The 11,631-nt window shown below is 73.2% G+C and carries 11 protein-coding genes and 1 pseudogene; 6 read left to right on the top strand and 6 right to left on the bottom strand.

All coding sequences use genetic code 11. The features are described from left to right. From ACWGB8_RS27805 to ACWGB8_RS27795, 3 genes and pseudogenes are all read right to left on the bottom strand, one after another. Positions 1-942, bottom strand: a pseudogene (locus ACWGB8_RS27805) (hypothetical protein); the annotation flags it as partial. Positions 943-1,048: 106 nt separating this feature from the next. Next, entirely contained in the window at positions 1,049-2,104 is a 1,056-nt protein-coding gene (locus tag ACWGB8_RS27800; RefSeq protein WP_452216353.1) for a hypothetical protein, read from the bottom strand. A 22-nt stretch (positions 2,105-2,126) separates the two neighbouring features. Next, entirely contained in the window at positions 2,127-3,395 is a 1,269-nt protein-coding gene (locus tag ACWGB8_RS27795) for a WD40 repeat domain-containing protein (RefSeq protein WP_452216352.1), read from the bottom strand. A gap of 392 nt (positions 3,396-3,787) precedes the next feature. On the opposite strand from ACWGB8_RS27795, the gene ACWGB8_RS27790 reads away from it, so the two are divergent. After that, on the top strand, positions 3,788-3,988 hold the full coding sequence (locus ACWGB8_RS27790; RefSeq protein ID WP_452216351.1) for a hypothetical protein: 201 nt from the start codon (positions 3,788-3,790) through the stop codon (positions 3,986-3,988). Positions 3,989-4,148: 160 nt separating this feature from the next. Here ACWGB8_RS27790 and ACWGB8_RS27785 read toward each other — a convergent pair whose 3' ends face one another. After that, positions 4,149-4,520 carry a hypothetical protein gene (locus tag ACWGB8_RS27785; protein ID WP_452216350.1) on the bottom strand — a complete coding sequence of 124 codons (372 nt, stop codon included), beginning with the start codon at positions 4,518-4,520 and terminating at the stop codon, positions 4,149-4,151. Between the two features lie 354 nt (positions 4,521-4,874). Here ACWGB8_RS27785 and ACWGB8_RS27780 point away from each other — a divergent pair, with 354 nt between their 5' ends. Then, positions 4,875-5,393: a hypothetical protein gene (locus tag ACWGB8_RS27780; RefSeq protein ID WP_452216349.1), complete on the top strand. Its 519-nt coding sequence runs from the start codon at positions 4,875-4,877 to the stop codon at positions 5,391-5,393. Between the two features lie 577 nt (positions 5,394-5,970). Here ACWGB8_RS27780 and ACWGB8_RS27775 read toward each other — a convergent pair. Both ACWGB8_RS27775 and ACWGB8_RS27770 read right to left on the bottom strand, forming a co-directional pair. After that, positions 5,971-6,387: an SRPBCC family protein gene (locus tag ACWGB8_RS27775; RefSeq protein ID WP_452216348.1), complete on the bottom strand. Its 417-nt coding sequence runs from the start codon at positions 6,385-6,387 to the stop codon at positions 5,971-5,973. Positions 6,388-6,412: 25 nt separating this feature from the next. Then, on the bottom strand, positions 6,413-6,775 hold the full coding sequence (locus ACWGB8_RS27770) for a VOC family protein (RefSeq protein WP_452216347.1): 363 nt from the start codon (positions 6,773-6,775) through the stop codon (positions 6,413-6,415). A gap of 342 nt (positions 6,776-7,117) precedes the next feature. Between ACWGB8_RS27770 and ACWGB8_RS27765 the strand changes: the two genes are divergently transcribed. The 4 genes from ACWGB8_RS27765 to ACWGB8_RS27750 all read left to right on the top strand — a co-directional run bounded on the left by ACWGB8_RS27765 (position 7,118) and on the right by ACWGB8_RS27750 (position 11,627). After that, positions 7,118-7,885, top strand: coding sequence for a helix-turn-helix domain-containing protein (locus ACWGB8_RS27765; protein WP_452216346.1), 768 nt, complete (start codon positions 7,118-7,120; stop codon positions 7,883-7,885). Between the two features lie 125 nt (positions 7,886-8,010). After that, positions 8,011-8,211 carry a recombinase family protein gene (locus ACWGB8_RS27760; protein ID WP_452216345.1) on the top strand — a complete coding sequence of 67 codons (201 nt, stop codon included), beginning with the start codon at positions 8,011-8,013 and terminating at the stop codon, positions 8,209-8,211. Between the two features lie 543 nt (positions 8,212-8,754). Then, positions 8,755-10,113 carry a hypothetical protein gene (locus ACWGB8_RS27755; RefSeq protein ID WP_452216344.1) on the top strand — a complete coding sequence of 453 codons (1,359 nt, stop codon included), beginning with the start codon at positions 8,755-8,757 and terminating at the stop codon, positions 10,111-10,113. After that, on the top strand, positions 10,110-11,627 hold the full coding sequence (locus tag ACWGB8_RS27750; RefSeq protein ID WP_452216343.1) for a radical SAM protein: 1,518 nt from the start codon (positions 10,110-10,112) through the stop codon (positions 11,625-11,627). The genes ACWGB8_RS27755 and ACWGB8_RS27750 overlap by 4 nt, the downstream gene beginning before the upstream one ends. Positions 11,628-11,631 lie beyond the last annotated feature (4 nt).

Below are 11,631 nucleotides of genomic sequence, written 5' to 3'. Positions count from 1 at the left end.
TGTGTGGGGGGTGGTGGGTCCGGTGCCGGGGAGTTTCGGCAGGGGGCCGCGGCGTTCGCCGCCGTCGTCGGGTGGTGTGCCGCCGAAGAGGCCGGCGAGTGCGGCGGCGGCTTGGCCGAGCCAGGTGCCGATGACCGCGCCGGCGGCGGCGACGGCGGCTCCGACCGCGGAGTTGGCGAGGAGTTTGCCGATGCCGGTGCACTCCAGCCAGGAGACGCCCATTTCCTTGCACTCGGCCCAGCCCGCGTCGTCCGCCGAGGCCGGCGGCGCGTGGCCGAGCACGAGGAGCCCCAGTACGGTGCCGAGCAGCAGCACGACCACGGCTGCGGTGGCCGGCGGTCCGAATCTGGAGAGCAGGACGGCGGCCAGGGCGAACACCCCGGCCATGACCGCTTTCGCCGTCGTGTCCGCCACGAGGAAGGCCAGCAGCAGCGACACGACCGACCCCAGCAGCCCCACCGTCATCCCGGCCGCGCCGGTGATCTTCTGCCGCCGGGTGGGGGCGATCCGTTGGACGAGGACGGACCACAGCTGGTGGATCGCGCTGGAGAGGATGCTTCCCAGTACTCCGGGGATGACGGTGAGGAGTCCGATCGCGAGCATCGCGCCCAGCGAGGGGGAGAGGACGAGGGCCGCGATCATGCCGGCCGCGGCGCCCCAGAGCAGGTGGACGTAGGCGGCGCGGTCGCCGCGTACCAGTCCGGCCAGGGCGGTGGGCACCCCGCGCACGCCGGTCAGGAAGGCGCGGGTGCCCATGGCGTGCCAGTAGCCGGCCACGCCGAAGATCACGGTGCTGCACAGGCCCCAGAACAGGGCGCCCTGGACGAAGGTGCCGTCACTGGTCACCGGCGAGCCGGAGGGCACGTTCGTCCCCTCGTAGCGCACGGCCATCAGCCACGCGTTGCTCACGTAGCCGAACACCCCGCCGATCAGCGCGCTCACCAGCGCACTCCATCCGTGCCCGCGCAACCACCCCGGCAACTGCCGCACCAACGGCCCCGGACCGGGTCGTACGGCCTGCGGCTGCACAGCGGAGCCGTTCATCTCATCACCCCTCCGCCCTGTCCACGATCACGAACCCCCCGCTGTACGGCACCGCGTCCGCACGCACCCGCAGCACCCCGGGGTCGTCGAAGCACACCCGCGTCGTCACCCCGGGAGCGAGTCGGGGCGCCGGAGCCGTCCCGGTCCCGGACAGCGTGTGGGCGACCGCGTCGTCGTTGCGCAGGGCGACACAGCCACCGGGCGCCACCCGCAGCCACCGCGGTTCGAACCGGCCGTCCTGCACGACCGCGCTGGGCCCGGGTGCCACCCGCTCGCCCACCCGGAGCGCTTCCGCCGGGGCGAACGGACGCTGCCACAGCACCAGGGCCGCCGCGAGCGCCAGCAGGGCGTACGCGGTGGTGTGCGGGCCGAACCGGCGCAGTTCCCGCGCCGTGCGTTCGGGGTCGGAGACCAGCAGGCCCAGCGGCACGCCGTAGGCCAGGTGCCCGCCGTAGGCGATGACCAGCAGCAGGGGCCCGTGCAGCGCGTACAGGCCTGCGACCGGCGTGGCCACCGCGATGGTCTCGATGGCCATCCCCCAGACCAGCGCCCAGTACCAGCGGCGGCCGCGCGCGACGATCGCGTAGCAGATCCCGAAGCCGATGCCGTTGCCGAAGTGGAACACCCAGCCGGCCAGCCCCGTCCAGGGGCTCGACGACCCCGCGTCCAGGATGAGCACCCCGTACGAGTCGATCGGCGCGAACAGGCGGTACCCGGTGAGCAGGAAGGGCACCCGGAAGACGTCGTAGGCCAGGGTGCCGAGCAGCCCGCCGACCGTCCCCACGACCAGCGAGGTGTGCAGCCGGCGGTGGCGCTCGGAACGGGCGGTCGCCAGGCCGACGGCGCCCAGCAGCGCCAGGCTCGGCACGGTCACCGCGAAGTACCAGGCGAGGAACGGCCCCAGCCCGTACGCCCAGGCCAGCAGGGGTGCCACGGTGAGCAGTCCGAGCAGGGCACACCCCGCCGCGAGGGCCCGTTCGGCGAGGACCGCGGGTGTGCCGCCGTCCCGTTCGACCCGGGCTGTCGGCGGGCCCGGCGCGCTCGCGCGTGGTGACGTCATGGGCTCTCCCGGTAGGCCCGGCTCAGGGGGCGCCGCTCCGTGCGGAGCCGTCCCCGGCCGCGGCGTCCCACGCGGAGGCGTCCCACAGCAGGACGGTCCCGTCGGCGTCCGCCGATGCCGCGCCGAGGCCGTCGGGGGAGAAGGCCACGGCCCGTACGTTCGCGCGGTGCCGGTCGTCCCGCCACAGCTCCCGGCCGTCGGTCGCGTCCAGGAGGCGTACGGAGTCGTCGACGCCGAGGCCCGTGGCCGGGTCGGTCTCGTAGTGGTCGCCGCCGCTGCCGGTGAGCAGTCGGCGGCCGTCCGGTGAGACGGCCAGGCACAGCAGGTTCCCGGTGCCGACCCGGTGGCGGCCCGTCTCGCGGCCGTCGGCCACGTCCCACGCGTACAGCTGGGCGTCAAGGGTGGTGGCGAGGGCGCGCCGGCCGTCGGGGGAGAAGGCCACGGAGGTGACCAGGAAGAGCCTCCCGCCGAACCGGCGCAGCTCCCGTCCCTCGGTGAGGTCCCACAGCCGGACGTGGTCGTCGCCGCTCGCGATCCGCCCGTCGCCGGAGAGCACCAGCCGGCGGTCCGGGGAGAAGGCCACGGAGGTGACGGCGGCCTCGTGGCCGCTGAGGCGGCGGAGCTCCTCACCGGACGTGGGGTCCCAGCAGCGTACGGTGCCGTCCGCGCCGCCGGTGACGACCAGCCGGCCGTCCGGCGAGAACGCCACCGCGCACGTACCGGCCTCCTGGTCGCCGAGGCGGCGCACCTCCGCGCCGCGGGCGGTCTCCCACAACCGGACGGGACCGCGGTCCGCGCCGGAGGCGGCGAGGGCGCCGTCCGGCGACAGCGCGCCGCAGCCGACCCCGTGCGGCCCGTCGGGCCCGGTCGGCCCGTCCGGTGCGGCTTCCCAGCGGCGCAGCTCCGTCCCGGCGGCGACGTCCCACAGGCGCAGGCTGCCGTCGGTGCCGCCGGTCAGCAGCCGCCAGCCGTCGGCGGAGAAGCCGGCGCAGGTCACCGCGCCGGTGTGGCCGGTGAGGCGGCGCGGCCCGGTCGGTCGTACGTCCGGGATCCGCAGGGAGGGGCGCGCGCCGGCGGACGGCGAGGGAGGCGAGGGAGGCGAGGGAGGTGGGGGAGGTGGGGGAGGCGGACCGGGTGGTGGTCCCGCGGGCGGGCCTGTGGGCGGGCCTGCGGGCGGGCCGGGACCCGCGCGGGCGGGCGGTGGCCCGGGGGGAGGCCCGGGCGGCGGTCCCGTGGGCGGTCCCTCCGGTGGTGCGGCCGGGCGATCCCGTGCCGGGGGAGGCAGTTCCATCTCCACTCCCTGCCGTCGACCGCGCTTCCCGCCGTCGGCCGTCCGGCGGACGATGACCCCGTTCTCGACGCTACTCCGCCTCCGGACGACCGCAACCAATTCCCGGCCCGTTCCCGGTCGTTGCCCGGATTCCCGGCCGTGGTCCGGACCCCGGCGGTTGTCCCCGCCCCGCTGGTCGCCCGCCGCCGGGCCGTTGTGGCGCCCGCCGCCAGGCCGTTGTCCCGGCCATCGGGCCGTTGTCCCCGCCCCCGGGGCGGGCCAGCATGGAAGGGTGAAACCGCGCCGGCCGCGGCCGGCCGGGCCCCGCCGTCCTGGCCTACTGCGCCGTCCTGCGCCGCGCGGACGCCGGCCGGGAGCGGCTGTACCGCGTCGGGCTGCGCGTCCTCCCGCCGGTGACGCTGGCCGTGGCGCTGTCCGCGACGCTGGCCGACGAGCCCCCGGCCATGTGGAGCGAGGCCGGCTGGCGGCCGGCCCAGTGGATCCCGTTCGGCTACGCGGTGGGGTTCCTGGGGAGCTTCCCCGCCCGGCGCAGGCGTCGCCTGGAGGCCCTGGGCCGCGCGGAGGCGCTGGCCAGGGCCCGGATCGGACACTGACCACCCGTGCACGGCGGGTGGAGCGCGGATGCCGGGGCGCGCCCGCACGATGGCAGGATGCTTGTGGGCGTCATCGTGGCCGCCCGAGGCGGCGCGGTCGGCCCCGCCCCGCCCCGCCTTCCGTGCCGAGTGCGGGCCGGAGCTGTCCCGCCCGAGGGCGTCAGTCGGTCTGCAGGCAAACCACGTACGCGGTACCCACGCTGTCGCCCTCCTCGATGTCGGGGACCTCGCTCTTCTCCACCGCGAGGCTGTAGGCGTACCAGTTGCGCCCCTTGACCCAGCCCTCCGCCGGCCCCCAGGGGGCAGGCAGGTCCGCGCCGCCGGAGACGGCCACCGTGCCCTCGGGGCACTTCAGCGCCGCGGTCGCCTCCCACAGGTCGAGCTCGTCGTCCGAGACGTCTCCGACCACCAAGGGCCCGGAGACCTTGACGAACTCGGCCAGCTCGGAGTCGGCGGCGTGCGCGGCCGCCGCGCCGGAGAAGGAGAGGATCAGGGCAGATGAGGCCGCTACGGCGGCGAGACGTCGCATCATGGCCACAGGATGGGGCGGCAGCGCCCCCGCCGAACTCCTACGCGCACAACCCGGCCCGTGGATCACCGGTTCCAGTGACACGTGCACGCAACCACCGCCCCCTTTGGCGGCGCCCCCGCCGGGCGGGCCACCGCTGCGCTGCGGCCCGCCGCCCGGGGCGTGCGAATCCTCGCCCGCCGGCCCGTCCGGCAGCAGGGACCGGTACCCGAAGGGCAGCGGGTTGCCTACGAAACACATCACCCGGACGCGGCCCCACCGGATCCCGCCGACGAAAACGGTTGCCCCTAGCGTGAAGCCACTGACCGCGCCGCGCACAACCGGTGCACGGCACCCCGGCCAAGGAGCCGCACCGCCGTGCCACTGTCCCCCAAGAGCGCCCTGACCGCCACCCTCGCCTTCGCCCTCGGTGTACTCGTCATCGTGCCCGGCGTCCCCGCGGCGGCGGCCACCAAGGGCTTCCCTCCGTCCGACACTCCCTTCATGATCAAAACCAAGGCCCGCGGCAAGGACAGCTGTGCGACACGGCAGCCCGACTACCCCAAGGAGGCGGCGCTGCTTCTGGTGGCGTGCAACCCCGCCGACACGGCCCAGCACTTCGTCCAGCCCTCCGACGGCGCCCAGGCCGGAGCGGTCTACGACCTCAAGGGGCACTGCCTCAACATGGTCGCCAGCCTGCGCCAGGCGAAAGTCTGTGCCGACCACAAGGACGTGGCGTGGGGCTGGAAGCAGACCGCCGACGGCAAGGTGGTCGCGCGCAAATACCCCGAGCATCACTGGAGGGTCGAGCACGTGGGGGACGCGGACCTCCTCAAGGCGAACAACGGAGGGCTGGCCGCAGTGGTCGACCTGGTGGCCGTGAAACCCGCGTCCTGACCGGGCCGCGGTCCTGGACGCGCCGGAGCGTAGGGTCGGCGCGGTCGTCGGGCCTGCGGGCTTCCGGCCGGATCCCGGCCATGTTCGGCGGCTCGCTCGGCGCCGGCCCCTGGCCCGGGGCACGGTCCTGGGCGTCCGCCGGCCCGACCGGGCCGTCGCCATCGGCGCCGTGATCTGCCTGGTCGGCGGCGCCGTCATCATGTGCGTCCGCGCGGCCGCTGACCAGGCTCTTGTCCCCGCCCGAGGCCGTCCATCGGCATCGGGCTGCTGTAGGAACCGCAGGAGTGCCGGACTGGGCGAAGGCGCGGTGTTCGTCGAAGGTCAGGCGGTTCTGGAGGGAGTGGTAGAGCCGGCCGAGGAGCCGGTTGAGGGGGTCTGCGCAAAGATTCAATGGACAGACCCGGCGTCCTCGATCCGGGCCTGCTGGACGGGCAACGGGGGACAGCCGAGATACGTGTGAACGGTCGCGATATTCCCCAGGGAGACGTTCACGGGCTTCCCCATGGGAATTCAGGACCCCTGGCCCCTCGGGGCCAGGGGTCCTGTCGGAGCCGCGCCGCGCTTCCAGGGTGTTCGGTCAGTTGTCCGGCGTGGCTTGGGTCTCCAGCGTCTGCTTGATCACGAGCGCTCCCTGGTCGACCATGTCGGCGATGGGGCCCGCGAGGTCGTCCGGTGTCACATCGGTGATCCAGACGAACCGACTGTGTTCCGTGCCGTCGGCGAAGACCTGCATCGAGGCATGGTGGTGCTTGGGGGCCAGTGACCCGCCGACCACGGCATAAGCGACCCGGCGGGCTTCGTCGTCGATGTCGACGAGGAGCTCGTGCACCACGACACCGTTGGCGAAGGTCACGACCCTCGTATCCGCCTCCAGGTAGGTGTCCGTGACGAAGCCGGGTACCAGGCGCCGGTGCACCTCGCCGACATCGCGGACTGCCGCCCAGACCTCGTCGGGGGCGCTGTCGATCAGGAATTCCTTGCGGATGTGAGCCATTGCGTGTCTCCGGTCTGTCGGGTTGTCAGTCGCTCGTGACGAGGCAGAACGGGTGCCCCTCGGGATCGGTGAGCACCACCCACTTGTCCTCGTCGGGCTGGAACTCGGGCTTCGCTGCCCCAACGGCGAGCAAATCCTTGGTGGCGCTCTCCAGGTCCGTGACGGTGAGGTCGAGGTGCGCGTGCTTGCGGGCGTCGGGCCAGCCCGGCGCCCGGTAGCCGTCGATGCGCTGGAAGGCGATCTGCACCGGACCGCCGTTGCCCAGGTAGGCGAAGTCCTCGTCGCTGTAGGTGATCTCCCAGCCGGTGGCCTTCCTGTAGAACTCGGCGAGCGTCGCCGGATCGGCGCAGTCGATGACGACTGCGGTGAACTCCGCGAGTGCGGGCATGCCAATGACCCCTTCGTATGGGTGCTGGTGAGGCGTGACGCAACCACGGCGTGCCGACGACGCAACCCTGTGCACGGGCCGGCCGGCGGGGCCGGGACTACGTCGACCAGCCTGCTCGCCGCAGACGGTCCCCGTCTTGAACATCCTTGCGCGGATGACTGAACGGGGCCCGGCAGCCGGACGGAACAGTCGCAGGACAGCCCAGCACGACATCGGCCGGACCCGGCGTCACGGCCACCAGGAAACCCGGCTGCGCGTATCAATGTCAGACCCTCGGCGTAGCGTTCGAGAGTGCTCTCAGCCACCCCTCTCGCCACCCGACCCCACTTCAGCATCGCCGCTGTGACGTGCCAGGACGACCACGCACGCTGGTCGGAGGCCGAAGTACGCGACGACTACCGGGTGGTGCTCGTACGCCGTGGCCGGTTCCGCAGGCGCGCGGCCGGCACCCACGCCGATATCGACCCGACGATGGCCTACGTCGGCGTGCCCGGCGAGGAAGAGCACTTCGCCCATCCCGCCGGAGGCGACGACTGCACATCGATCAGCCTGACGCCGGCGCTGTGGCAGGCCATGGCCGGCGATGTCACGCGCCTGGCCACACAGAGCGTGTACGTCGATGCCCGCCTCGACCTCACCCATCGCCGGCTCCTCGCGACCACCCGGACGGGGGACATCGATGACGCGCTGACGGAAGAGTTGCTCGGCCTGCTCGCCACCACCGTCGGCCGAGTCGTCTCCGGGCCCACACCGCTCGGCGCCGAAGCCCCCAGAACCGAAGCGGCTCTCGTCGTGGCAGCCCGCCAGGCGATCAACGATGGCCACCCGGCCTCGGACGGACTGCTTCCGCTGGCAGAGCTGCTCGGCGTCTCGCCGTACCGCTTGAGCCGGTCCTTCACCCGCGAACTGGGTGTGTCAGTGACCCGCTATCGCAATCGCATCCGCATCGGCAGGGCCCTGGACCGCTTGGAGGGGGGAGAGACCAGCCTCGGCGCCCTCGCCGCAGACCTTGGCTTCGCCGACCAGGCACACCTGTGCAGGACCATGCGCCAGTACCTGGGCCACACCCCGACGGCACTGCGACGCCTGCTCGCCCCGCGGACACCTTGACGATCTCGGTTGGGTGCAGATCCCATCGTGAAGGCCAAGAAACGGCGACCTGCGCGATCGCCGTCTCATTGAGGGTGTCCGGTGATCTGTACGGTGAGCGGGGGCTATCCGTACACCCTCCGGCCGTGACCGGACTCCTCACGGGCTACGCCCGCTGCTCCACCGACTCCCAGGACCTGACCGCCCAGCGGGAGACCCTGCTCTCCCTCGGCGTCCCGAAGGATCGGATCTACCTCGACCGCGGGCTGACCGGCACCAACCGCAAGCGGCCCGGACTCGACCATGCCCTCGCCGGGTCGAACTCCTCGGTAACGTCCTCCTGCTGAGTCCCCACCCAGACGTTGCCCACCAGCGCGCCGACTCCCGGCCGGCCGTCCTCCTGGACGCCGTCACCGAGGCCTGCGCCGCCCCGTTCGAGGTGCTTCCGGCGATCAACCTGCTCGTCCCGGACGGGCTGCTGATCCCGGACCTGGTGGTCGCCGACGCCACCGCGGCCGCCACGGCCGGCCCACCTGCCTACAGCATCACCAGCACCGGCTCCTACCCGCGCGCCGGGCTGCGCCGCGCGGGTGGGGGCCTTGCGGTTGTCCTACGGTGTGCTCTCGTAGGGGACTTCGGTGTCGGTGCAGTTCTGGGCGATGCGGGTGAGGGCATCGAGGGCCGGGGGCTGCGGTGCAGTACCGGCCTGCCCTGCTGGGCGCCGGGCGCCGAGTGGCGGATGGCCGTGTCGAGCGGTGGAACTAGCCGCCTGTCGCTTATGTTCGCTCACGTATCGTCATGTCCAGTGCTGCCTTGGCGGGCTCCGCGACCCATGAGATCGCACGCGATCCTTCCCTCTTTCGGCCGCACGACCCCGCAAGGAGACGCCGGTGATCGAACGACTCTGGCTCCAACCACCGCTCGCAATCGCCCGGCTGGGGCCCTCCCCGGTACCGTGCGACAACTACGAGTGGGGGCCGAGCGACCTCACACCGCGCGGCTCCGGCAAGACCACCGTGGTGCCGGCGCCCACCCTCGACCTGGCCCCGGACGGGACCCTGAGCGAGCGGACGTCGGACCGGGTCGTGTTCAAGGATGACAAGGGCTGGCGACCGGTCTGTCCCTACTTCGAGCTACACGGCACCTGGACCGTCGACGGGATCAGAGACACCGGCGAGCTGACAGAGGCTGTGCTCGCGCGCTTCGGGCTGAGCCTTGCCGACGTCAGCTGGCAGGTCGCCGTCGCCAACCTCAAGGCTCACCACTACACGCAGAGCCCCGGCGACCGGATCGAGGCGCGGGTCGAGATCCGCGGGAACGACCACCGGCGCCACGCGTTGGACGGCACGTCACCGCAGGGCGTCCCCAGGCCCCTCGTGCCGCCCGGGCGCAGTGTGCCGCTCGGTTCGGTCCAGGTGGCCGCGCCGAACGGGGACCGGCCCGAGCTGCGCCTGCGCTTCACTCCGGCCGTCGGCGCCGTCTACGGCCCCACGGACCTGGCGGACCATCCCGTCGGACCGAACGAGTTCGAGAGGTACGTCCTGCCACCCGAGCGGCTCTTCCTCAGTCCCGACTCCGTGTGGTGCGAGTTCCCGACCGCCGCGGTCAGCGACCCGCGCACGGTGCCGAACGCGCTGTTCGCCAACGCCGAGAACGGGTTCAGCCATGGCCTGGTGGACGACGTCTGCGACGGCACCGTCACCGTCAGCCTCCCCGGCGGCCTCAGCGCGACCGCCCGGATCGTCGTCAGCCCGCCCGACTTCGCGCCGGACCGCCGGCCGTTCGTGTCGCTCGCTGACGGCCTCGCCGACCGGGTCAATCGCGCCGAGGTTCGGAAGCCCGCGTACCTCGCCGATCAGCAGACCGCCTTGGAGATCAGAGACCTGTTCGAGCGGATCCTGGAGACGATGGGGAACATCAACGTGGACGTCCAGAACGAGCTTGTGGGCTCCCCCCTGACGGTCCCGGAGGAACTGGTCGACACCGTGCTCGGGCTCACCGAGGACAGCCGCCGCCGTCACCGGCGCTTCGTGGCCCTGGAGGTGCTGGAGGACCTGCTGCGCGAGCAGCCCGAGCTCATCCGGCGGGTGGTGCGCGAACCGGTCCCCGCAAACCCGGGCTTCGACGCGCGGATGCCAGTCGCGATGCGCGGGGCCGATGCCAACGCGCTTCACCTGACCCGCCGCCAGTACGACCTGCTGGTCGGCTGGGCGCGCACGCTGCGCGACGGCACGGAGGCGGGCTCGTGACCGTGCTGCTGCAGATCGGCCGCCGCCCTCCCGGAGACGCGACGCCCGGCCACACACCCGGCGGGGAGACGCCCGCCGCCGGTGGCCCGCCGGGCCCGTACTCCGAGGTTCGGGTGTTCCGCAGCGCGCACGGCGCGCACCTGTTCGTCGCGGACGGCAGTCGCGTGTACGACCTGCCCGAGCGGGCTGCCGCCCGACTCGAGCGGTGGGCGCAGGCCCCGGACGGCTCGCTGGCAGATGTCGCCCGCGAGTTGGAACTGCCGCTGTGGGGGCCGCCGCGGATCGACGGCACGCCCGCGGAGCCACCGCCGCTCGCCTCGATCTCGCTCAACGTCATGCAGGCGTGCAACCTGAGCTGCGGGCACTGCTACGCGGACGAGGGCCGGTTCGGCGGGCCCGCCCGCGCGATGCCGAGGCAGACTGCGTTCGCGGCCGTCGACCGGCTGCTGGCCGAGGCCGCGCCCGGCGCCGACGTGGTCGTCGGCTTCATGGGCGGCGAGCCGCTGCTGGCCCGGGACCTGGTGCGCGAGGTGGTCGAGTACGCCGAGCGCGCCGGTGCGGCCGCCGGGAACCCGGTCCGCTTCGCGCTGACGACCAATCTAACCACCGTGCGGCCCGAGGACGCCCGGCTGTTCGCGCGGCATCCGTTCACTGTGACGGTCAGCCTGGACGGGGACCGGGAAGGGCACGACGCACTCCGGCGCGCCCCAGGCGGGGCGAGCGCGTACGACCGTCTGCACGCCGGGCTGAAGGTGCTGGAACAGCACGGGCGCCCGCGCCACCTCGCCGCGCGGGTCAGTGTCACCCCGCGGTCGGGCCTGCTGCTCGACATCCTGGAGCACGGCATCGGCCTGGGCTTCGACGAGGTCGGTTTCGCCGCCGTGGTCAGCGCGCCGGATCCCGCGTACGAGATCACCGCCGAGACCTTCGACGGGTTCCTGCGGCAGATGGTCGAGTGCGGCGAGAAGGCGCTGCGGGAGTTGTCCGCCGCCCGCCGCTACCCGTTCGGGAACTTCCAGACTGCCATGCACCAGCTGCACCGGGGTACCCACCGTCCCTATCCCTGCGGGGCGGGCGCCGGCTATCTGAGCGCCTCGGCGGACGGCGGCCTCTACGCCTGCCACCGGTTGGTCGACGACCCCGCCTTCGCCATGGGCTCGCTGGCCGCCGGTTCCGACCGCGCCGCCCGCGAACGCCATTTGGCGCGGAGCCATGTCGACCGGTCGGAGCCCTGCCGGTCCTGCTGGGCCCGGTACCTGTGCGGCGGGGGCTGCTACCACGAGGTGAGCCGCCGGGGCCGGCCGGGCTGCGACTACATCCGTGGCTGGTTGGCTTTCTGCCTGCGGGCCTACGTCGAACTCTGCGAGGCGGCTCCCGGGTTCTTTCGGGCGCAGGGCGACCCGGGTGGCCCGAACGATCCGGGTGGCCCGGCCACTGCCGTCCTCGCCAGCCCTGCCGGTTCTGCCGGTCCCGCCACCGTCGTCGGCGGCGCCGGCGACGTCGCCGCCGTCTGAAGGA

Source organism: Kitasatospora sp. NPDC054939, assembly GCF_053610105.1.
Note: the sequence above shows the minus strand (reverse complement) of the source record. Positions and strands in the feature narration are given on the sequence as shown.

Bases quoted from the DNA above. Each gene is read 5' to 3' on its own strand.
- ACWGB8_RS27800 (WP_452216353.1), bottom strand. From the start codon at position 2,104: ATGACGTCACCACGCGCGAGCGCGCCGGGCCCGCCGACAGCCCGGGTC.
- ACWGB8_RS27795 (WP_452216352.1), bottom strand. From the start codon at position 3,395: ATGGAACTGCCTCCCCCGGCACGGGATCGCCCGGCCGCACCACCGGAG.
- ACWGB8_RS27785 (WP_452216350.1), bottom strand. From the start codon at position 4,520: ATGATGCGACGTCTCGCCGCCGTAGCGGCCTCATCTGCCCTGATCCTC.
- ACWGB8_RS27775 (WP_452216348.1), bottom strand. From the start codon at position 6,387: ATGGCTCACATCCGCAAGGAATTCCTGATCGACAGCGCCCCCGACGAG.
- ACWGB8_RS27770 (WP_452216347.1), bottom strand. From the start codon at position 6,775: ATGCCCGCACTCGCGGAGTTCACCGCAGTCGTCATCGACTGCGCCGAT.